General features: G+C 61.4%; 14 protein-coding genes. 3 read left to right on the forward strand and 11 right to left on the reverse strand.

Translation table 11 applies throughout. From position 1 onward, the window contains the following. Positions 1 to 133: 133 nt before the first annotated feature. From ACHQGU_RS06355 to ACHQGU_RS06365, 3 genes are all read right to left on the reverse strand, one after another. On the reverse strand, positions 134 to 661 hold the full coding sequence (locus tag ACHQGU_RS06355; RefSeq protein ID WP_395496214.1) for a SixA phosphatase family protein: 528 nt from the start codon (positions 659 to 661) through the stop codon (positions 134 to 136). Beyond that, positions 658 to 975, reverse strand: a complete 318-nt coding sequence (locus ACHQGU_RS06360) for a chorismate mutase (protein WP_209436699.1) — start codon at positions 973 to 975, stop codon at positions 658 to 660. The genes ACHQGU_RS06355 and ACHQGU_RS06360 overlap by 4 nt, the downstream gene beginning before the upstream one ends. A 65-nt stretch (positions 976 to 1,040) precedes the next feature. Continuing rightward, positions 1,041 to 1,784 carry a metallophosphoesterase gene (locus tag ACHQGU_RS06365; RefSeq protein WP_395496216.1) on the reverse strand — a complete coding sequence of 248 codons (744 nt, stop codon included), beginning with the start codon at positions 1,782 to 1,784 and terminating at the stop codon, positions 1,041 to 1,043. Positions 1,785 to 2,049: 265 nt separating this feature from the next. On the opposite strand from ACHQGU_RS06365, the gene ACHQGU_RS06370 reads away from it, so the two are divergent. Beyond that, positions 2,050 to 3,567 (forward strand): acetyl-CoA hydrolase/transferase family protein, encoded by a 1,518-nt coding sequence (locus ACHQGU_RS06370; protein ID WP_062140057.1) that lies wholly within the window; start codon positions 2,050 to 2,052, stop codon positions 3,565 to 3,567. Positions 3,568 to 3,591: 24 nt separating this feature from the next. Here ACHQGU_RS06370 and ACHQGU_RS06375 read toward each other — a convergent pair whose 3' ends face one another. The 8 genes from ACHQGU_RS06375 to ACHQGU_RS06410 form a co-directional block, all read right to left on the reverse strand. Beyond that, a complete protein-coding gene (locus ACHQGU_RS06375) occupies positions 3,592 to 4,350 on the reverse strand; it encodes a hypothetical protein (RefSeq protein ID WP_395496219.1) in 759 nt (252 codons plus the stop codon). Positions 4,351 to 4,363: 13 nt separating this feature from the next. Further along, positions 4,364 to 8,890: an AAA family ATPase gene (locus ACHQGU_RS06380; RefSeq protein ID WP_395496221.1), complete on the reverse strand. Its 4,527-nt coding sequence runs from the start codon at positions 8,888 to 8,890 to the stop codon at positions 4,364 to 4,366. Between the two features lie 41 nt (positions 8,891 to 8,931). Continuing rightward, positions 8,932 to 9,558, reverse strand: a complete 627-nt coding sequence (locus ACHQGU_RS06385; protein WP_062140063.1) for a thioredoxin domain-containing protein — start codon at positions 9,556 to 9,558, stop codon at positions 8,932 to 8,934. A 70-nt stretch (positions 9,559 to 9,628) separates the two neighbouring features. After that, entirely contained in the window at positions 9,629 to 10,576 is a 948-nt protein-coding gene (locus ACHQGU_RS06390; protein ID WP_062140422.1) for a hemolysin family protein, read from the reverse strand. After that, complete coding sequence (ybeY, locus tag ACHQGU_RS06395) at positions 10,573 to 11,070, reverse strand: rRNA maturation RNase YbeY (protein WP_395496224.1); 498 nt, start codon at positions 11,068 to 11,070, stop codon at positions 10,573 to 10,575. Before ybeY ends, ACHQGU_RS06390 begins: the two co-directional genes overlap by 4 nt. Before the next feature lie 25 nt (positions 11,071 to 11,095). Further along, complete coding sequence (locus ACHQGU_RS06400; RefSeq protein WP_231558335.1) at positions 11,096 to 12,148, reverse strand: PhoH family protein; 1,053 nt, start codon at positions 12,146 to 12,148, stop codon at positions 11,096 to 11,098. 65 nt (positions 12,149 to 12,213) lie between these two features. Next, a complete protein-coding gene (gene miaB / locus ACHQGU_RS06405) occupies positions 12,214 to 13,632 on the reverse strand; it encodes a tRNA (N6-isopentenyl adenosine(37)-C2)-methylthiotransferase MiaB (RefSeq protein ID WP_395496226.1) in 1,419 nt (472 codons plus the stop codon). Between the two features lie 94 nt (positions 13,633 to 13,726). Continuing rightward, positions 13,727 to 14,803, reverse strand: coding sequence for a lysophospholipid acyltransferase family protein (locus tag ACHQGU_RS06410; protein ID WP_215753616.1), 1,077 nt, complete (start codon positions 14,801 to 14,803; stop codon positions 13,727 to 13,729). 334 nt (positions 14,804 to 15,137) lie between these two features. Between ACHQGU_RS06410 and ACHQGU_RS06415 the strand changes: the two genes are divergently transcribed. Together ACHQGU_RS06415 and ACHQGU_RS06420 are read left to right on the forward strand one after the other, a co-directional pair. After that, positions 15,138 to 17,024 (forward strand): autotransporter assembly complex family protein, encoded by a 1,887-nt coding sequence (locus ACHQGU_RS06415; protein WP_062140430.1) that lies wholly within the window; start codon positions 15,138 to 15,140, stop codon positions 17,022 to 17,024. Next, on the forward strand, positions 17,024 to 21,403 hold the full coding sequence (locus ACHQGU_RS06420; protein WP_395496229.1) for a translocation/assembly module TamB domain-containing protein: 4,380 nt from the start codon (positions 17,024 to 17,026) through the stop codon (positions 21,401 to 21,403). The genes ACHQGU_RS06415 and ACHQGU_RS06420 overlap by 1 nt, the downstream gene beginning before the upstream one ends. Positions 21,404 to 21,423: the final 20 nt, after the last annotated feature.

Here is a 21,423-nt window from a genome sequence, read left to right on the forward strand (position 1 = left end):
GTAGAGCCGCTGCCAGACTGGCGGCCTGCTGTCTGATTCTTGTCCCCGATCCAGAAAGAAACAGGAAGCAGGTGGGCGATAAACCGCGCGTTATCAAAAAGGATCATGCTCAGAAAACTGCGCTTTCTGCGCCTTAGGGTCGCGCGAATGTGTCCAAAGTCAGGCTTTTCTCATCGCACTGATCCCAGAGCGACGCGTCGTCTGCAATTTCAGAGCCCCACATATGGAAGACGGCCAGTGAGGCTGTTGCGAATCCCTGATCCAGCACGTCCGCCTGATCATCCAGCCAGCGGGCGAGGGCGGAAATGCCGGGGCTATGCCCAATCAGCAGCACAGTGCGGGCTTCAGCCGGCGCTTGCCGGATGCGCTCCAGCAGAGCGGACGGTGGGGCTTCATAAATATCGGGGCAGAACTGGGTGGGCAGTGCGGGCGGCGGCTGGAAAGGCTCCAGCCCGGCCAGAGTCTCTCGCGTGCGGCGGGCGGGGCTGCACAGAATAAGGTCTGGAGCCAGAGCGTGGGCCCGGAGCCATGCGCCACATCGGCTGGCGGCAAGCCGTCCTTCGGCTGTCAGCGGGCGGGCCAGATCGGCCTGTTCGCTAAAATCGCCCCCGGGAGGGCTGGCAGCTTCCGCATGCCGCAGCAGAAGGAGGCGGCGCGTCACTTTGTAGTCGATTCGGAAGACTGTTTTGCAATCGCCTCGTGATGGCGAATGACTTCATGGATAATGAAGTTCAGAAACTTCTCGGCAAAATCGGGGTCCAGATGGGCCTCTTCCGCCAGCGTGCGCAGGCGGGTGATCTGGCGGGATTCTCTGGCCGGGTCGGCTGGCGGCATCCCATAGCGGGCTTTGAGCGCGCCGACGGCTTTGGTGCAGCGGAAGCGTTCTGCCAGCATGGCAACAAGGGCGGCGTCGATATTGTCGATGCTGCGACGGAGGTCCAGCAGGGCATCAGTCGGGGTGGGCTGGTCGGTCACGGTTTGCACGGTTCTTCGTTTCTGTTTCTATTTCGTAATATACAAGACTGGTTCGCGCAAGACTATTACACTGCGGAGTCAGAATCTTCCATAAAGTTAGCTGGTACATCCAGCCAGGCGAGGTGGCCGCCTTTTCCGGCACCGGTATCCGTAAAGATAGCCTGCCCCCCGGCACGGCCGGGGATAGTCAGCGGGCAGCCATTGGTGGAGCGCTGGTCATGCCCGCAATACACGGTGTAGCCGGTGGGGATGTGGTTGACCCAGTTCAGGCAGCGTTCGGGAAAGCCGTCTTTCTGCACTCTGCTGGTAGTTTCCCCAAACAAGGCGCGGGAGAGCAGAAAGGTCACGCGGCCTAATGCGGGGGGAGGCGGTTCCATCAGCATCCGCACATCAAAGGCCCCGTGCACAAACAGCATCCGGCCCAGAACCAGCCAGGCCGGGGCTGTCTCCAGCATATCCAGCGCGAACTCCAGCACATCCGCGTTTTCTGGCTGGTGGAGTTGCGCCATTGTGGCTTCCAGCGGCGGGTCGGGCCGCAGTTTTTTACCCAGCAGGGCGCGCCCCAGCTTGCGATCATGGTTGCCTATCAGAAACAGGCCGCGTCCTTCGCGCATCACATCATGCATCAGGCGCAGTACGCCGGCACTGTCCGGCCCGTAATCTACAAGGTCGCCCAGCTGGATAATAAAGCGGTCCGTGGCAACGGCGTGGCGGAAGGCCTGTAAATCTCCATGCACGTCTCCCACAATGCGGAGTCCTTTCCGCATTGCCGCTTTCACGTTTTCGTCAAGGAAGAGGCTCGTGTGCATCTGCTGTTATCCATCTTTCTCCTTCCCATGTAGGCGCCACAGGCGGACGCAGGGAAGGGAGGAGAAAGAATTTTTTGTGAGCCAGCGTTTTGTGCACAAGCATGTGACGCGCCATGCCTGAAATTTTCTGCCTACGTTACGCGCATCATCCGGCCCCACAGGTGTGCCGGTGGGAAGGAGTGGAGCAATGGGATATAGAGCGCTTCGTGCCCGTTTGGTCCGCTTCGTGTCGGAACAGGAATAATAAAGAACAGGAAGGCCTCTCATGAAAGAGCGCATTCGTAACGTCGCCCTGCGCAGCAAAGTCTGTTCGGCAGAAACAGCCGCTGAACTTATCCGCCCTGGTGCCGTGGTTGGTGCCAGTGGTTTTACCGGGGCGGGCTACCCGAAGGCTGTGCCGGAAGCTCTGGCTGGCATCATGGAGCAGGCGCACGCACGGGGTGAAGACTACCGCATCAGCCTGATTACCGGGGCATCCACGGGCCCGCAGCTGGATGGTGTGCTGGCAAAAGCCAACGGTGTGGCGTTCCGCTCACCCTTCAATACCGATGCGAACATGCGCAACCGGATCAACGAGGGTGAGACGGAATATTTCGATAACCATCTTGGTCAGGTTGCCGGACGTGCGGTGCAGGGCAATTACGGCAAATTTGATATTGCCCTGATTGAAGCTGTCGCCATTACGGAAGATGGCGGCATTGTTCCGACCTCATCCGTCGGGAACTCCCAGACCTTTCTGGATATTGCCGAGAAGGTGATTATCGAGGTCAATGACTGGCAGAACCCGGGTCTGGAAGGCATCCACGATATCTGGGACGGGAATGTCAGCGGGATCCCGCCGCGCGACATCATTCCGCTCCGCACGGCAGATGGCCGCATTGGTGGGCCAGCGCTGCGCGTAAACCCGGACAAGATTGTTGCGGTGGTTAAGGCGCATGACAGAGACCGCAACGCTCCTTTTGCCGCTCCCGATGAAAATGCCCGGGCAATTGCAGGGCATCTGCTCGATTTCTTCAGCCATGAAGTCAAACAGAATCGTCTGCCGCCGTCTTTGCTGCCTTTGCAGTCTGGCGTGGGCAACGTGGCGAATGCCGTGCTGGAAGGGCTGAATGAAGGTCCGTTTGAAAATCTGGTTGGCTATAGTGAAGTGATTCAGGACGGCATGCTGGCCATGCTGGATTCTGGCCGGATGCGGGTGGCCTCTGCCACATCGTTCTCTCTCAGCCCGGATGCGGCGGAAGAGATCAACAACCGCATGGACTTCTTCCGCACCAAGATCATTCTGCGCCAGCAGGATGTGAGCAACAGTCCCGGTGTCATCCGTCGGCTGGGCTGTATTGCCATGAACGGCATGATTGAAGCCGACATCTATGGCAACGTGAACTCCACCCGCGTGATGGGGTCCAAGATGATGAACGGGATTGGCGGTTCCGGCGATTTTGCCCGCAGTTCCTACCTGTCCATCTTCCTGTCCCCCTCCACAGCCAAGGGCGGCAAGATTTCCGCCATTGTGCCGATGGCAGCGCATGTGGACCACATCATGCAGGACACCCAGATTTTTGTGACGGAACGCGGTCTGGCGGATCTGCGCGGGCTTTCACCCGTGCAGCGGGCGCAGCAGATTATTACGCACTGCGCGCACCCGGATTATCAGCCGATGTTGCAGGATTATTTTGACCGGGCGCGCAAAGAGTCGTTCGGCAAACATACGCCGCATCTGCTGAATGAAGCGTTGTCCTGGCATCAGCGTTTTGTAGAAACGGGAAGCATGTTACCGGCCTGAAAAGGCCGGGAGACGGTAGCCTGATTAGCTGTCCCGGGCGAGCGTCTGGGACAGCTGCGTGGACTGCGGCGTGACGACAATATCTACCGGGCGCTCGGCCAGAAATTCTTCAGCCGAGAAGGTTGTCGTGATCGGGTTTTCTGTAATCACGGCTTCTGCGTCCCGATGCACCAGCGTGAAAAGGTCTGGTGCTGCGGTGGGTGAGAGATACGCCGCGTAAGGATGATGCCCTGCCATACGGTGGGCTGCATAAGCCTCCCGTGTGGAATGCACGGGAATGGCCACCAGCATGGACGGGTCTGCCTGCAGGGCGACTTGCGTGGTTTCCTTGCTGGACGGCACCAGCACTACACGGTCGCGCATTCTGGCTTTGCGCACCAGCATGGCAACATCAGCCGGATTGGTGTCATTCAGATCCAGCATTAGCAGTGTATGCGCACGGCGGGATGAGGCCAGAACCTCGTTCAGCGGGTTCGAGCCGGGCACAACCACCACCCGTCCATCTTCCTGAGAGGCCAGTTCCAGCCGCAGCATGCCGGGGCTGTCCTGATGCGGCAGGCCTGCGGAGGCTGACGTCATGCTCAGGCCGGTGCCGGGGGTGCAGATAATCAGACCATGATGGATGCGGGCAAGAAGCCCGTAGGCTTTTGAGTGATGCAAAACCACGCCGGCACAGGCCAGCATGCACACGCCAACAGCGACAATGCCTTTGCCAAGGCAGCGTTTGAGGGGACTCCCTGTGGATTTGCAGGGTTTGTCTGATGTCGTATCAGGATGCGGCATCTGTCTTTTATCCCTAGTCCTGTTGCCCAGCCATAGCGGCGGCGCGAGCAAGGTCAACTGACAGAACACGGCTGACGCCGCGCTCCTGCATGGTTACGCCAAAAAGATGGTCCATATGTGCCATTGTCAGCTGATGGTGAGTAACAACCAGAAAACGGGTTCCTGCTTCTGTAACCATGTCCCCTAACAGGGAACTGAAACGTCCAACGTTGGCATCATCAAGCGGTGCGTCAACCTCGTCGAGCACACAAACGGGGGCCGGATTACAGCGAAACACTGCAAAAATCAATGAAAGAGCGGTTAAAGCCTGTTCACCTCCCGAAAGCAGCGAGAGGGTCGCCAGCTTTTTGCCCGGTGGCTGAGCATAGATTTCCAGCCCGGCTTCCAGCGGGTCATCACTGCCCACAAGGCCCAGATGGGCCCGGCCACCGCCAAACATGCGGGAGAAGAGGGACTGGAAATGCTGGTCCACCTGCGTGAACACCGCCATCAGGCGTTCCCGCCCTTCCTTATTCAGGGAGCCAATGGAGCCGCGCAGGCGGGCAATGGCGGCCTCCAGGTCGGCGATTTCTGCCGCCAGAGTATTGGCCTGGCCGGAGGCTTCCTCGGCTTCAATTTCCGCCCGCAGGTTGACGGGACCCATTTCTTCGCGTTCCCGCGTCAGGCGGGAGATCTTGCGGCGGAGGGCGCTTTCTGCGGCTTCTGTCAGGTCCCCGGTGGGTGGGCGCGGCGGGGCCGGGGTTTCTACCAGAAGCTGGTCCAGAATGGCCTGTGCCTGCTCACTGCGGGCTTCGGCTTTCAGCAGGTTTTCCCGCGCGGCGGTAAGCTGTGCTTCCGTTTTGCGACGCTGCTCATTGGCATTGGCCAGAGCGGCTTCGGCCTCGGCGCGGGCTTTGTCGGCTTTTGCGTAGGTTGTTTCTGCCTCGGTCAAAGCCTGAAGCGTGTTCTTTTTCAGCCGTTCGGCTTCTGCCGGGAGTTCCGAGACGGTCTGATGCTCCGTGCGGGCAGCTTCCAGTCTGGTCTGAGCGTGGGTCAGGTCCGTCCGGGCGGCTTCTGCGCGGGCTGTCCAGTCCTGCACGGCAGCGTTCAGAGAGGCCTGTTTGCTGGCTAGCGTGGCTTTTTCTGCCTGCAGGGCAGCCCGGAGTTCGCGCACCTGCTCCAGTTCTGTTGTTAAGGCGCTGCGCTGTTCTCGCAGGCTGGCCAGATCATCTTCCCCGGTTTCCGGTAGAGCCGCAGAGGCTTCTTCCAGCGCGGTAGTGGCATAGGTTTTGCGGCCTTCGGCTTCAGTCTGTTCTGCCTGAAGTGTTTCCAGCCGCGGGGAGAGGGCCGCCAGACGGGAGCGGAGTTCGAGCGAGAGTTCCTGCAGTTTCTGGTGTTGCTGCGCAGCCGTTTGTGCGGCGCTTTCCGCACTGACGGCAGCCTGTTCTGCCGTGCGGCAGGCGGCCTCAGCTTCTGTCTGCCGGGTTTGGGCGGCTTGCAGAGCCTCTTCAATCTGCTTGTCCGCCTGTCCGGCAGCCAGACGGCTTTCCAGATCCGTGAGGGCGCTTTCTTCCGCGGCGACTTCCTGCCGCAGACGGTCGCGTTCTGGCAGGAGGGTTTCCAGTCGGGCGCTGGCGGTGGCCTGCTGGTTTTCTGCGCGGGTGAGGGCATCCTGCGCGGAGCGGAGCTGCTGTTCCGCCATTTTCAGAGTTGTGCGCGCCTGTTGTTCCGCCTGCTGGGCGGCGGTGTCTTTCTGGCGTGCCTGATCCAGAGCTGTTTTGAGCGTTTCCGTTTGCGGCAGGGCATCCCGCGCCGCTGTGGCGGCCGTCAGGGCGGCGTCTGCATCCTTTCGGGCCGCAACGGCGCGTTCCTGCTGCGGGCGCAGGCCATCCAGCCGGGCGCGAGAGGCGGCATGGCGGCGCTCAAGGTCCGCCTCTTGCGTGCGGGCCTGCTGCAGGGCCTGTTCCAGTTTGGCGCGCTGGGTCCGCTGGTCTGCCGCCTGCTGTTCCATTTCCCGTAGAGCGGTGGTGGCTGCGGTGACGGCCTGTTCCGCTTCCGGGGCATCTTCCTGAAGCGTTGCAATGCGCTGTTCTGTTTCTTTCAGAATCCGGCGCTGGCCGAGGCGGCGGGTTGCGGCGTCCGGTTCCCCCGCACGAGTGTAAAACCCATCCCAGCGCCAGAGGTCGCCCCTGCGGGAGACGAAGCTTTGTCCCGGCTTGAGTGCGGCCTGCAAGGGGCGACCATCCACACCGTCCGGCAGCAAGCCGATGCAGGCCAGCACACGGTCCAGCGCTTCCGGGGCCTTGATGTGTGCCTTGAGGGGCACCGCGCTGCCGGGCAGAGCAGGCAGATCACCAGATGCGGGGAGAGCGTGCCAACCACGTGCGGCGTTCTCTGCCACCGGGGCATCCAGCCCTTCCGAGAGAGCAGCGGCCAGAGCCGCCTCATATCCTTCCGGGATTTCCATGCGGGCGGAGACGGGTTCATCCGAGCCTGTGGCATCCGTGCCCAGTGCCTGCGCCAGACCTTCCGCCTGAGCCTGCAACCGGGTGAGTTCCGTGCGCAGGGTGTTCTGGCGGGTCAGGGCGTCGTTATGGCGGGTTTTGAGATCTGTCAGGGCCGTTTCAGCCTGACTGAGCGCATCCGTGACGGTACGGAGCTTGTCTTCCTGCGTGGCACGGGCGGTCTGGGCTGCTTTAAGCGTGTCGTCGGGAAGGGCATCCGCCTGCGCCTGTTGTAGCCCTTTTGTGAGCGTTTCTTCTTCCTGACGGGCGCGATGCAGGGCGGTCTGAGCGGCAGAGCACGCAGCTTCTACGGTCTTGCGGTGGCTTTCATGTTCCTGAAAATTGCGGCTGGCCTGTGTGAGGGCGGCTGATGTCTCGCGCCGGGTGGCCTCGGCCTCTTCCAGCGTGCGCGCTGCGGTCTGGTGGGTGGTGGTGGCCTGCGCGGCCTTGTCTCTCAGAGCCTGAAGAGCCGTATCTTCCAGCAAGGCGCCTTGCGTATCGGCGTGGCGTTTTTCCAGCTGCGCCAGATCGGCCCGCAGGGTGTTGAGTTTGGCCCGACTGCGTTCCAGCGCCTTGCGGGTTTCGGCCTGCGTCTGGCGGGCGTTTTCTGCGTCGTTCCGGGCGATGGAGAGGGCCACGCTGGATTCGGAACGTGCACGGTCAGCCTCTTCAAAAGCGGTGCGGGCGGCAGCCTGAGCAGCACGGGCGTCCTGCACGGCTTTGACGGCGGCTTCCATGCTGTCATCAGACGGCAGGCGCTCCTGCAGGGCGCTTAGTTCGGCCTGCAGAGTGGACACGGCGTCCGACGCACGCGCCAGCGAGGTTGTGGCGGCCTCCAGGTCTTCCGTCGCACGCTGTTTGCGGGCACGGGCGGCGGCCAGTGTTTCGGTCTGCTGGGCGAGGGTGCGTTCGCTTTCTGCCAGCGCGTCTGTTAGCTCTGTCTGCCGGGTTTCTGCGTCTGCCGTCCGCTGCGGGAGCGAGGCTTCGGCCTCTTCGGCCTCGGCTTTTTCCGCATTCAGGCGCTTCAGCGTGCTGGTGGCATCCTCCACGCGGGTCTGGGCGGCGGTGGTGTCGGCCTCATGCTGATGGAGGCGGTCTGTGGCACTTTTAGCCTGTGCGGCGGCGCGTTCTTCTTCCCGCGTTACACCTTCCGCCGTTACGCGGCAGCGTTCCAGCACGGTCCGGGCTTCATCCGCACGGGCACGGATGGCGGGGAGTTTCTGGTTGGCTTCAAACTCTGCAACAACCGCGCTTTCTGCGGCCTCTTCATGCTCTGTCAGAGCATGGCGGGCACGGGCGGCAGTCTCGATAGCGCGTTCAACCGCCTGCCGGGCGCGGGCATGCAGCACGGCCAGCAATTCGGTTTCGGTCTCGCGCAGGGCGGAGGAGAGTTCCCGGTAGCGACTGGCCTCACGGGACTGTTCGGCCAGACCACCCAGCCGGGCTTCCAACTGCTGGCGAAGGTCTTCCGCGCGGGTCAGATTGTTTTCGGTCGCGCGGAGCTTGAGTTCCGCCTCGTGCCTGCGGGCATGCAGGCCGGTGATGCCTGCGGCTTCTTCCAGAATGGAACGGCGCTCTTCCGGTCGTGCGCCCACCAGCATGGCGACGCGACCCTGACTGACCATGGCGGAAGAGCGGGCGCCGGAGGCCAGATCGGCAAACAAAGTCTGCACATCACGCGCGCGGGCGGGTTTGCCGTTAATGCGGTATTCACTGCCGGAGCCGCGTTCAGCCCGGCGGGTAATCTGGAGTTCGTCCTGATCGGCAAAGGCAGCGGGGCCACGGCCCTGCGTGCCTTCCAGCGTGACGGTGACTTCTGCCAGAGAGCGGGCCGGGCGGCCAGCTGTGCCGGCAAAAATCAGATCATCCATTTCTCCGCCACGCAGGGAGCGGGCGGAGGATTCCCCCATCACCCAGCGCAGGGCTTCCACCACGTTGGATTTGCCGCAACCGTTAGGCCCCACAATGCCGGTCAGACCGGGGAGGATTTCCACGGTGACGGGTTCAGCAAAGCTTTTGAACCCGACAATCCGCAAACGGACAAAACGGACGGTCATGCAGAAACGGACTTACTGCAGGATAAAGGGGGAAGAGCGCGTCAGCTGGCGTCTGCCACGTTTTTGGCGAAGGCTTCGTACGTCATGTCATTCGACATCTGGATTTTGTTGTTGAAGCGGAAGGTCGGCGTGGAATCGAAATGATATTTGTTCTGCGCTTCTGTCTGCTGAGACAGGATGAACTGCATCATCTGCTGGTCAGCAACCGTCTTGTCGAACACATCGCCCGGCATACCGGCGAAGGCAGCCATTTTCTTCAGGGCTTCCAGCGGGCTGCTGTCCCGGATGTAAGCCCAGCGGTCCAGACTGGCGAGCAGGGACGCGGTGAACGGCTCATAGCGTTCCGGCGGCAGGGTGCGGGCGACCATGGCGGCCACGGTTGCCAGCTGATCGGTCGGGAAGTCATGGAAAACGTAGCGGATTTTCCCGGTGTCGATCAGGTTCTTCTTCACCAGCGGGAAGGTGTTCTCGGAAAAATGGGCGCAATGAATGCAGGTGAGGGAAAACCATTCTTCCACAACAATTTTCGCGTTCGGGTCACCCAGTTCACGCGTCGCCATGCGCGGGTCTGTTGCGGGAGCCGTATCGGCAAAAGCCAGGCCATGCGTTGCCGTTGCGGCCAGAGCCGTGCCAGCGGTGACAAGGAGTGAGCGGCGGGAAAAGGACATCGGAAATCCTGGCTTCATTACTGGTTGAACAGATCAGAGTTTTAGGGATGACGGCAGAACGGTCTTTCCGTCAACCCGTACGCGGGGTCTCGTCGCCGCGCTCGCCTTCGCTGGGCGTGGGTTCTGCGGCATTTGGGAGTTTGCGGACCCGTACCCTGCGGATATGCCGGGCATCGGCATCAAGCACCCGGAAAACATAGCCGTTTTCGTGCGTCAGCACTTCCCCGCGGGCTGGCACATGGCCCGCCATCCGGAACACCAGACCGCCGATGGTCTCGATTTCCGCTTCCTTTTCAGAGGCGGTGAGAATCGCGCCAATCCGCTGCTCAAATTCCTGCACGGGGCAGCGGGCATCCACGTCATACGTGCCGTCGGGGCGTTCCGTAATCATCGTCACGGCGGGTTCATCATGCTCGTCGGAAATATCGCCGACGATGGTTTCAATCAGATCCTCAATGGTGACCAGACCGTCCACGCCGCCATATTCATCAATCACCAGCGCCAGATGCGTCTGCCGCAGGCGCATTTGCAGCATCAGGTCCATTACCGGGATCTGCGGGGCAATCATCAGCGGCTGGCGGAGCAGGGGTTCGATATTGAACGCCTCGCTGGTGCCAACATAGGCGATGAGATCCTTTACATGGATCATGCCCACAATATCATCCAGCTGGTTGCGATAGACCGGCATGCGGGAGTGGTTTTCCCGCCGCATCATGGCCAGTGCGTCATCCAGACTGATGGAGACCGGCATGGCGACAATATCCGGGCGCGGGATCATCACGTCATCCGCCGAGATGTTCCTCAGGCGCAGGATGTTGGCAATCAGCACGCGCTCCTGCCGGTCCAGCTCAGGTTTTTCGCCTTCCGGCGTTTCCGATTCGTTGGCGGCCTGCTGGACAAGGGCGGCAATGGAGCTGCGCAGGCCGGGAGCCTGCTTCTTACGGCTGAAAAAGGAGAACAGACCGCCGCGACCAGGCGTGTCCTGTCCCTCAGACCGTGTGGACTCGTGCTCGCTCATGCCCGTGGCTTCCATGGATTGGGAATATGCAGCCGGGAGAGCAGGCGCGCTTCCAGCATTTCCATTTCGCGGGCTTCTCCCGCCTGATGATGATCATACCCAGCCAGATGCAGGCTGCCATGAACGATCAGATGCGCCAGATGATGGCTGACGGACTTGCCTGACTGACGGGCCTCCCGCAGCACGGTTTCCAGCGCGAGAATGACGTCTCCGCCGGGAATGCCGGGGGGCGGGTCAAAGGTCAGGACATTGGTGGGGCGGTGCTTGCCGCGGTGCTGCCCGTTGAGGACACGCACGACGCGGTCTGTTGAGAGCACAACGCTGCCGGGCTGCCGGCCATAGCCTTCACAGGCGGCCAGTGCGCGCCGTATCAGGTGTTCCGGGCGGGGCACATAGCAGTGCCACCGCCGGTCCTCTATCAGAATTTCAGGCGTTTCTTCAAACGCGCATGATGGGAAAAACCCTGCAGCGGCAAGACTTTCCGGGCCAGCCACATTCCTTTCGTGAACGTGGCTTGTGCTACTTGGCGGTTCCATTGTTCTCCTGACGGCGATTGTTACGGGGCGATCCCCTGAGAGCCGTCGTCCTTGCATCATACGCTTCCACAATGCGCGCGACCAGTCTGTGACGTACGACATCTGCCGCGTCAAACTGTGTGATGCTGATACCGCGCACATTTTCCAGCGTTTCCAGAGCGTCCTTAAGCCCGGATGTCGTGCCCGGAGGTAGGTCGATCTGGGTGAGGTCTCCGGTAACTACCATGCGTGATCCCGGCCCGAGGCGGGTCAGGAACATCTTCATCTGCGCGATGGTGGTGTTCTGGGCTTCGTCCAGAATGACGAACGCGTGGGAGAGGGTGCGCCCGCGCATAAAGGCCAGCGGGGCGACCTCAATATCGCCTGCTGCCATCCGCCGCACCACCTGATCCCCCGGCAGCATATCGTGCAGGGCGTCATAAAGCGGGCGGAGGTACGGGTCGATCTTGTCTTTCATGTCGCCGGGCAGAAAGCCGAGACGCTCGCCTGCTTCCACTGCCGGGCGGGAGAGGATGATCCGGTCCACCGAGCCCGCCTGCAACATGGCGACTGCCTGCGCCACGGCCAGATAGGTTTTGCCGGTGCCTGCGGGACCAATGCCGAACACCATTTCCTTTTTGGCCAGCGCCTGCATATAGGCCGCCTGACCGGGGGAGCGGGGTTCAATCACGCCGTGGCGCATTTTCAGGGCAGGGAGAGTCGGTGTGGCCTCAGAGCGTGGTGCGGGGGCAGTTGTCTCGGTCTCAGAGCCTGAACGCTGCATATCGGTGTGCCTTGTGCTTTCGCGCAGTTGGGTCATGCGGATGACAGCTTCAATCATGCTGACATCCACCACGCCCCCGGCGGCCAGTTTCTGGTAAAGTGTGCTGAGCGTTGTGCGGGCCAGAGCGACATGCTCCGGCGTGCCCTTGATGGAGATGCGGTTTCCGCGATGGGCGACCTGTACATCCAGCCCTTCCTCCAGATGTCGCAGATTGCGATCATGGTCTCCCACCAGTCGGGCCAGCAGCGTGTTGTCTTCAAACAGCAGGGTCACCGGTTTTTCCGGAGCCGTACCGCCAGAGAGGGAGGGAGCGGAGGAAAGGGGCTGGACTATGGTGCTCAAGCGTAAACTTTCTCCTCTTCCAGAATACCGTTCAGAGAGTTGGTCAGGCGTTCAGTAATGCGTACGGGCACTTCCCGGCCAATCAGATCAGGCGATCCGGTGACGTGCACAGGCTGGAGCCAGGGGGAGCGACCGGAAATCTGCCCCGGCTTACGCCCTTCTGACGTGAACAGGACCGGCACCGTCTGCCCGACCAGAGACTGATTGAAAGCATCCTGCTGTTCCCGCAGCAAGGCCTGCAAGGCTTGCAGGCGTGCGTCTTTTACATCCTCTGGTACCTGCAACGGGGCACCGGCTGCCGGAGTTCCGGGGCGCTGGGAGTATTTGAAGGAATAGGCCTGGGCAAAGGTGACATCCCGCACCAGTTGCATGGTGGCCTCAAAATCCTCATCCGTTTCACCCGGATGGCCGACAATGAAGTCAGACGACAGGGCGAGGTCCGGCCGCGCGGCATGCAGTTTGCGGACAATCTCCCGATACTCATCCGCCGTGTGGCCACGGTTCATGGCGCGCAGAATTTTGTCGGACCCGGACTGCACGGGCAGGTGCAGGTAGGGCATGAGTTCCGGCAGATCCCGATGAGCGGCAATCAGGGCGTCATCCATATCGCGCGGGTGGGATGTGGCGTAGCGAATGCGGTTCAGGCCGGGGATGGCGGCCAGTGCGTACGCCAGACGCGCCAGATCCCAGACCTCTCCGTCCGGGCCGGTGCCGTGATAGGCGTTTACATTCTGGCCCAGCAGGCTGATGTCCTGCACGCCGCTTTCCACCATCCGGCGTGCTTCCGCCAGAACGGAGGTGACCGACCGGCTGACTTCCGCGCCGCGTGTGTAGGGCACCACGCAGAAGGAGCAGAACTTGTCACACCCTTCCTGAATGGTGAGGAAGGCAGTGAGATTGCCGGGCGTCTGCGGCGCTGCGGTGTCTGGCAGGAAGTCGAACTTCTGCTCTGCGGGGAAGTCCGTCTCAATCACCGCGCCACCGGCGCGGGCGGCGCGGGCCACCATTTCCGGCAGACGATGATAGGTCTGCGGGCCGAGCACGATATCCACATACGGCGCACGGGCCAGAATTTCCTGCCCCTCCGCCTGTGCCACGCAGCCTGCGACGGCAATAATGGTCGGCTGGCCGGTGGTTTCACGCGCTTCCTTGATCTTCCTCAGGCGCCCGAGTTCGGAGAACACCTTTTCCGCTGCTCGGTCCCGAATATGGCAGGTGTTGAGGATGATCATGTCGGCAGCGTCAGGAGTGTCTACCGGCTGGTAGCCGAGCGGACGCAGCACGTCGCTCATCCGTGCGCTGTCATACACGTTCATCTGGCAGCCCCATGTGATGACATGCAGGCCGCGCGGGGCGGTGGAAGAAGAAGGAAGTCCAGTCATGACAGCAGGGGCTCCGGCACGCCGCAGGCCCATTCCATACGGCAGGGGGAGGAAATCGGGCCAGTGAGGCCAGAGGTCAAGAGTCTTTTCCGCAAACGGAGGGGTGGTGTGCCATGAAAAGGGGTCCTCACCGGATCTTCAGGTATGAAGCAAAACGTGGGGGCAGTCTGTCAAGCAGACGTTTCATGACACGCGGTTTGTTGTAGGGAATTTCCGACGGCTCGCACCGGCCGGGTTGCGGAACCGGGTTCTGGTTCTGGCGCAAATCGGCCGCGCCGCGCGCGACGGCATTCCATGCGGCCTGCGCCAGAGCTTTTCGGCTGGGGAACAGTTCCGGGTCCAGAGGCTCATGCAGAACAACGGTGGCGCGGGACTTGTGCCACTGCACCAGCTGCCAGAGGTGCGGGCCGAGATCCATATCGCCATACCACGCAAAAACCGGGCGGCGCAGGCGGGAGACGGGCAGGCCTTCCAGCTCATCATACACCACGGAAACCGGCTGAATGATGGGGGACATGCCGGGGGCGTAGGTAATAGGCAGCAGGCTTTTTTCACCATTGCGCAGCCGGGGCAGCTTGGCGATGGCGAAGAAGGCGGACATGAATGGCAGCACGCGGGAGCCGTCGGACGATGTGCCTTCCGGGAAGAGAATGAGATTATCCCCATCCACCATGCGGCGGATCATCAGGTCACGCTCACGTCCGGTGGTGCTGCGCTGGCGGCTGACAAAAATGGTCCGGCCAATTTTGGAGACCAGCCCCATGATGGGCCATTTCTCAATATCGCCTTTTGCCACAAAAACAGATGGCAGCAGCGTGCCCAGCACCAGCACATCCAGCCACGAGGAATGGTTGGAAATATAAATAACCGGACGTTCCCCTCGCGCACGGGCGCGCGCGCCACCCACGGTGCCGGCCCGCTTGCCGATAACCCGGATACGCAGGCCCAGCAGCTTGCACAGCACGCCCCAGATCACCCGCGTCCAGCGGATTTTGACGGTGCCCGGCACCAGCAGCAGGCAGGCTTCAAACCCGACGGAGAGCGGAACCCATAGGGTAATAGCCCCCAGCCGCAGGCCGCCCTGGACCTGGCTGCTGACCTGACACCACTTTTCGACCCATGACGGCAGGGGCGACAGCATGTCACGGCCCGGCGGGGCTGATGTCTCGGAAAACCGCGTCTGAGCGGGGGAGGCACGCTTCATGATCTTGGGCCTGCCTTGCACGGGCAGGGGCTGGGTTTGCGGCAGGAATGGCAAATCATAGGCTCTCATAACGCGAACTGATGCCCTCGGACAATCGTGCTTCGCAAGATGCCTGCAAGATGGCACAAGGGACTATGGGGCGGAGAAATCCATAACGCCTGAAAATGATCTCATTTTTGTCATGGTGATGCGCCATGACGCAGGCCGTGATCATGAAAAGGCAGGATGCACGAGGCGTGAGGCAAGGGAGTGAGACAGGCTGTGAGAGCAGAGGTGCGTGCAGGTGAGCAGTAAAGGCGTTCTGGATGGCCTCGTGCTGACAGCGAATCGTGTGATGACGGGTGTGACGCTGTGGGGTGCGGCAGCAGGCTGCGCCTGGGCGGCGGACCCGCAGCCTTATGTGACCCAGCTTGCAGGCACCGGGCAGGCCGATCTTGATGCTGCCCTGAAATCCTCCTCCGATCTGCTGAGCCTGCAGGCGACGCATGCCGTCGGGCCGTTTGCGCTGGCCGGGCGGGTGCGGAATGAATATGACCGCATGCGCTCTGCGCTGGAGAGTTACGGCTATTACGAAGGCACGGTGCAGATTTCCCTGCATCGGGCGAAGGAAAAAGATTCCGTCACGGTCGATGGGATGTCTCCGGCTCTGTCCGACTGGCTGTCGGGCGTTCCTGCAGGGGAAAAAGTAACCGCTGAGATCAAGGTGCAGAAGGGGCCGCTTTATCACCTTGGGTCGGTGAGGGTTGTGGACCCGAAAACCAATACTCCCGTTACGCTGACACAGTCTGAGCAGACGGCTTTCGGTCTGAAATCCGGGCAGGATGCTGTGGCGCAGGATGTGCTGGGCAGTGGCGGCAACCTGCTGGATGCCTGGCGGGAAGAAGGTCATGCGCTCGCACAGGTGGACAAGCCGCGCGCTTATCTCCAGCCGCAAACGCATACGCTGGATATTGTCTATCCTGCCTCAGCGGGGCCGGTGCTGAATATTGGCAAGATTGATGTGGACGGGTTGCAGCGTGTGCATGAACCTTTTGTGCGCCGCAGGCTGACTGTGCAGGAAGGGGAGCTGTATCAGCCCTCCAAAATTGAGGCGGCCCGTCAGGATCTGAGCTCGCTGGGTGTGTTTTCCAACGTGGGGGTCAAGGACGGGTCCACTAAGCCGGTCAATGGCACCATGCCGCTGGATTTCACGCTCAAGGAAGCCAAACGGCGGTCTGTGGGGGCGGAAGCCGGGTATTCAACAGACCTTGGGGCCCGTGTGGGTGCGACGTGGACGCATTACAACATTCTGGGCAATGCCGAGCGTCTGAAGCTGACGGCTCTGATTACCGGTCTTGGCGGTTCTGCCCAGCAGGGGCTGGGTTATGATGTGTATGCGGATTTCATGAAGCCAGATTTTTACAGTCGCAACCAGAACCTGAGTGTGCGGGTTGAAGCGCTGCGCCAGCTGTTCTGGTCTTATCGCCAGACGGCGTTTCTGGTGAATGCCGGGATTACCCGCAAAATTGATAAAAACTGGAATATCAATTTCGGGCTGGCCGCCGAACAGGAAAATATCGAACAGTTCAATGTGAGCCGGGATTACACCATTGTCTCTGCCCCGCTGGGCGCGACGTTTGACAATACGGGTGTGGGCAACCCCATTGAACCGGCTCTGCATGGCGTCCGTGCCAGCATTAACGCCACGCCGTCTGTCTCGCTGGGGGATAAGGGGAGCGGGACGTCCTTTTTCGCCATTCTGAATGCGTCGGCTTCGACCTATTTTGACCTCCATCATCTGGGTATCAGCAAACCGGGCCGCAGTATTATTGCGCTGCGCGGGATGATTGGCAGCATTCAGGGCGCATCCACTTACGATATCCCGCCTGACCAGCGCATGTATGCCGGTGGTAGCGCCACGGTGCGAGGCTATCGCTGGCAGGGTGTGGGGCCGCAATATGGGCGCACGCGCTACGCCATTGGTGGGACATCGCTGGATGCCGGGTCCATTGAATACCGGCAGAGACTGTTCAAAAGCTTCGGCATGGCCGGGTTTGTGGATGCCGGGCAGGTGGGCAGCAGTAGTATGCCCTTTACCGGCACGCTGCGTGTGGGTGCTGGTGGCGGCGTGCGTTATTATACTCCCATCGGGCCGGTGCGTGTGGACGTCGCCGTACCGTTGAACCGCGCCTATCGTGGCGACAAATGGGATTTGTATATCGGTCTTGGGGAAACGTTCTGATGGCTGAGTCTAACGAGGCAAATCCTGCCCCGCGTCGCTCGGTCCTCCGTCGCGCCGGGCGAGTTATTGGTCTGTCCGCCGGTGTTCTGACAGGTGTTGCCGTTCTGGCTGTAGGCGCCATTCTGGTGGGTGCCAATACCGGGCCGGGCCGTGGGTTGCTGATCAAGCAGACAACGGCGCTGACGGGCGGCACCGTGACGCTTGCCGGGATGTCTGGCCGGTTCCCGGATAATTTCCATCTGGATTCCATCGCCTTGCATGACAAGGACGGAGTCTGGCTCTCTCTGCGGAATGTTGACCTGAACTGGTCCCCGCTGAGCATGGTGTGGCGCACTGCCCGCATTTACACCCTGAAGGCGGATGAGCTGAATATTCCGCGTCTGCCGGTGTCTGACCCTAATGCAGCGCCTGCGGCTCCGGCCTCGACATCAAAGTCTAAACTGGGGCTGAGTGTTGATATCCGCACGCTGGCTGTGCAGCGGATTAACGTGGGTGCGCCGCTGGCGGGTGTGCCTGCCAGTTTCTCTCTGGCGGGGCATGGGAGCCTGTCTTCCATTGACCCGGTGATTGACGGGCTGAGCCTGCCCACACTGCCGAAATCCGATATTGCTCTGCACGTCAAACGGCTGGATGCCAGCGGTCAGATTGATCTGACGACCACCACCGGTGGCGGCAAACTTGGGCTGCATCTGGATGCGCAGGAAGGTCAGGATGGTTTTGCTGCGGCTAAGCTGAAAATGCCGCAGCTCACACCGTTGTCTCTTGCGCTGGATATTAAAGGCCCGACGAACGCGGCTGTGCTGGGTTTTTCCGCCTCTGCCGGGCCGGTGAAGGCCAAAGCGGACGGCGAGCTGAATTTGCTGGCCGGAAACATGGCGCGGTTGTCTGCGCAGTTTGATTCGCCGCAACTCGCTCTGACCCCGGATATCGGCTGGGATACGATTCATCTGGTTGCCCAGCTTAAAGGCAAAATGACTGAGCCAGAGGGCACGGGGCAGTTGCAGGTGGACAGACTGGCGGCCGCCGGAGCCGCTGTGGGGACGCTGAAAGCGACGTTCACAGGTCAGACCGGGCAGTCCGGTGTAACGGACCTGCTGCATCTGGTTATGACGGCGGATGGTGTGCGCCTGCCGGGCAAAGCGCCCAATCTGCTGGCGTCTGCGCCGGTGCAGCTGGATGCTAAGCTCTCACCGCAACCCGCCGGTAAACCGCTGGAACTGGATATCTCACACCCGTTGCTGCATCTGACGGGTTCCATCATGACGGCAGCGCCCCAGCGCGGCACCGTGACGCTGAGCCTGCCGGATCTTGCTCCCATCGGGCAGGCGGCAGGGACGCCGCTTAAGGGGAATGCCGGGGTTACAGCGCAGTTTGACCTGCCGGCGAAAGCGGAGGGTGATACGCACCTGAAAGCGGACGGCACGCTGGCTATTACCGGTGGCCAGCCGCAAGCCGCAGGGCTGATTGGCCCGAAAGGCACATTTGCGCTGGCGGCCACGATGCGTCCGCATGCGGCTCCGGCTCCGGCTCCGGCTCCGGCTCCGGGTGCAACTGTGCCGACATCAACGCACGCGCCTTCTGTCACGCCCAAACAAACGGGTTCTTCGACACCAGATACGTCTGCTCCCACACCTCATCCGGCTGGTTCTGCCGTTGAGACTGAGCAGAAAACGCAGACCACTCAGCCTGCGGCCCAGTCTGCCGGGCAGCAGATTGATCTGGCATCCCTGACTGTGGATGGGCAGGCGCTGCATCTGAAGGCGCAAGGCCGGGTGAACACCGGGCAGGATATGGATGTCACGTCCACGCTGGCGCTGCCTGATCTCGCCAAGGCGCTCCCGTCTTTACGCGGTGGGGTGACGCTGGCGCTGTCAGCCAAAGGGCTGATGCAGGATTTTGCAGCCAACCTGCATCTTGAGGGAGATCCCGGCACGGCCACCATGCCGCGTGGGCCGGTGGTGCTGGACGCGGCTCTGCAACATCTGCCGTCCGCCCCTGCGGGCACAGTGGAGGCCCACGGTTCCGTCAATAAAGCCCCCTTGCTGCTGAATGCCGTTTTTGCGCAGGATGAGAAGGGCAGCAGGCAGCTTGATCTGAAAAAGCTTTCCTGGAACAGCGTGCAGGGGCAGGGGACGCTCTCTCTTGCATCGGGCGAGGTCGTGCCGCTGGGCACACTGGACCTGAAAGTGGGCCGACTTGCAGACCTGAAAGATGTGATCGGGCAGCCGATTTCCGGCGCGCTGGCCGCTTCCGTCAAAACCACGCAGGTTAATGAGAAGCCGCTGGTGGCATTGAAGCTGGATGGTAATGTGGCCATGCCGCAGGCCAAAATTGGGTCACTTGCTCTGGCGGGCACGGTGAAGGACCCGGCTGCGCACCCGGATGCGGATCTGAGCCTGAAGCTGGGTGGGTTGGCCGCCGCTGGCATGACCGGGCAGGCGCGAGTGACAGCTAAAGGGCCGGAAAATGCCATGGCGCTGACGGCGCAGATTGGCCCGGCAACATGGTCAGGCAGCCCACTTGCTCTGGATACGGCAGCTCTGCTCAATCTGCCTGCTAAAGAAGTCAAACTGCAAAAGCTGACGGCGACCGCCAAGCAGGAAAATCTGCGTTTGCAGGCTCCGGCTTTGATCTCCTTTGGCGAGACAATGGGCGTTGACCGTCTGCGTGCCACACTGGGCACGCAGGGGGCTGAACCGGCAACAGCGGATATCGCTGGCCGCATCAAGCCGACGCTGGCGGCCATGGTGGATGTGCGAAACCTGACACCCGGACTGGCTCGTCCGTTCATGCCGGACCTGCATGCTCAGGGCACGTTGGCTGTGCAGGCCAAAGTCAGCGGCACCATAGAGCGCCCGCAGGGGCAGGTGCATCTGATGGGCAATGGCCTGCGGATGCAGGGTGTTTCGGCTGCGGCGTCTCTGCCGCCGTTGCATCTGGACGCTACGGCCGATCTGGCAGGCACGTCCGCCAGGGTAAAAATGCAGGCGGATGCCGGGTCTAAACTCGCACTTGGTCTGGCTGGTACCGCGCCGCTTACCAGCACCGGGCCGGTCAATCTGCGCACCAACGGGCATCTGGATCTGGCGATTGCCAATGGCTATCTGGGCGCGCAGGCGCGGCAGGCTCTGGGGCAGGTTCTGCTGGCCCTGCAGGTGGATGGCACAATGGCCGCTCCGCACATTACGGGCACGGTGGACCTGCAGAATGCTGATATTCAGGACTTTGCGCAGGGTGTGCATCTGTCTGCCATCAATGGGCGCATTGTCGGGCAGGGCAACAGCATTGTCATTCAGAACCTGACCGCCAAAGCGGGCGATGGGACAATGGGCGTGACAGGCTCCGTTGGTGTTCTGGCACCGGGTCTGCCGGTGGATATCCATTTTGTGTCTCGTGATGCCCGCCCCATCTCCAGCGACCTGATTACAGCTGTGATGAATTCAGACATGACCATTAAAGGTCAGGCCGCAGGCCGGCTGGATGTGGCGGGGAATGTTGATCTGCGGAAAGTGGAAATCAATATTCCCAACTCGCTCCCATCCTCTGTGGCCCGGCTGGATGTTGTGCGGCCGGGGGACAAGCCGCAGACTGATGCTGCGACGACGAATGCCAGCGCAAGTGTGATCGGCCTTGATCTGAGCCTGACATCACCGGGCAAGTTCTTTGTGCGCGGCCATGGTCTGGATGCCGAAATGGCGGGCAAGCTGAAGGTAAAAGGCACAAGCTCTGCGCCGCAGGTCAGCGGTGGGTTTGACCTCAAGCGTGGGAACTTCGATCTGGCGGGGATTTCCCTCAACTTCACCAAAGGTCGCGTGGCCTTTAACGGCAGCAGCGTGGACCACAAGCTGGACCCCACACTGGACTTTGAGGCCGACCGTGCTGTGAACGGGGAAACCGCGATGCTGAAGGTTGGTGGCTACGCCAGCGCGCCGAAAATCAGCTTTGAGTCCATTCCGTCTTTGCCGCAGGATCAGGTTCTGGCCATGCTGCTGTTCGGCACGGATGCGCATTCCCTGTCGTCTACTCAGATGGTGGAACTCGGCACGGCGCTGGCTACGCTGACGGGTGTCACCTCTTTCGACCCGATGGGTACCATACGTAAAACACTGGGTCTGGACCGTCTGGCCGTTGGCGGTGGTTCAGGCGTCGGCAATGGCGGCACCACGGTGGAAGCCGGGAAGTATGTAATGCGCGGCGTGTATGTGGGGGCCAAACAGGCCACATCCGGTTCGGGCACGCAGGCGCAGGTACAGGTTGATCTGACCAAGCACCTCAAGCTGAACACGACGGTTGGGACAGGTGGTAACGTGACCGGCTTTACCACGCCGGAAAATGACCCCGGCAGTAGCGTGGGCCTGCTCTGGCAGTATCGTTACTGAGGCACGGGCGCTGGCTGGCT

Source organism: Acetobacter sp. KSO5 (assembly GCF_044094635.1).
In the GTDB taxonomy this organism is placed as follows: Bacteria; Pseudomonadota; Alphaproteobacteria; order Acetobacterales; family Acetobacteraceae; genus Acetobacter; species Acetobacter cerevisiae.

What these genes read in the sequence shown, in the direction of transcription:
- ACHQGU_RS06375 (WP_395496219.1), bottom strand. Translation starts at nt 4,350, where the DNA reads ATGCCGCATCCTGATACGACATCAGACAAACCCTGCAAATCCACAGGG.
- ACHQGU_RS06415 (WP_062140430.1), top strand. Translation starts at nt 15,138, where the DNA reads ATGACGGGTGTGACGCTGTGGGGTGCGGCAGCAGGCTGCGCCTGGGCG.
- ACHQGU_RS06385 (WP_062140063.1), bottom strand. Translation starts at nt 9,558, where the DNA reads ATGTCCTTTTCCCGCCGCTCACTCCTTGTCACCGCTGGCACGGCTCTG.
- ACHQGU_RS06370 (WP_062140057.1), top strand. Translation starts at nt 2,050, where the DNA reads ATGAAAGAGCGCATTCGTAACGTCGCCCTGCGCAGCAAAGTCTGTTCG.
- ACHQGU_RS06390 (WP_062140422.1), bottom strand. Translation starts at nt 10,576, where the DNA reads ATGAGCGAGCACGAGTCCACACGGTCTGAGGGACAGGACACGCCTGGT.
- ACHQGU_RS06380 (WP_395496221.1), bottom strand. Translation starts at nt 8,890, where the DNA reads ATGACCGTCCGTTTTGTCCGTTTGCGGATTGTCGGGTTCAAAAGCTTT.
- ACHQGU_RS06420 (WP_395496229.1), top strand. Translation starts at nt 17,024, where the DNA reads ATGGCTGAGTCTAACGAGGCAAATCCTGCCCCGCGTCGCTCGGTCCTC.
- ACHQGU_RS06410 (WP_215753616.1), bottom strand. Translation starts at nt 14,803, where the DNA reads ATGAAGCGTGCCTCCCCCGCTCAGACGCGGTTTTCCGAGACATCAGCC.
- miaB (WP_395496226.1), bottom strand. Translation starts at nt 13,632, where the DNA reads ATGGGCCTGCGGCGTGCCGGAGCCCCTGCTGTCATGACTGGACTTCCT.
- ACHQGU_RS06365 (WP_395496216.1), bottom strand. Translation starts at nt 1,784, where the DNA reads ATGCACACGAGCCTCTTCCTTGACGAAAACGTGAAAGCGGCAATGCGG.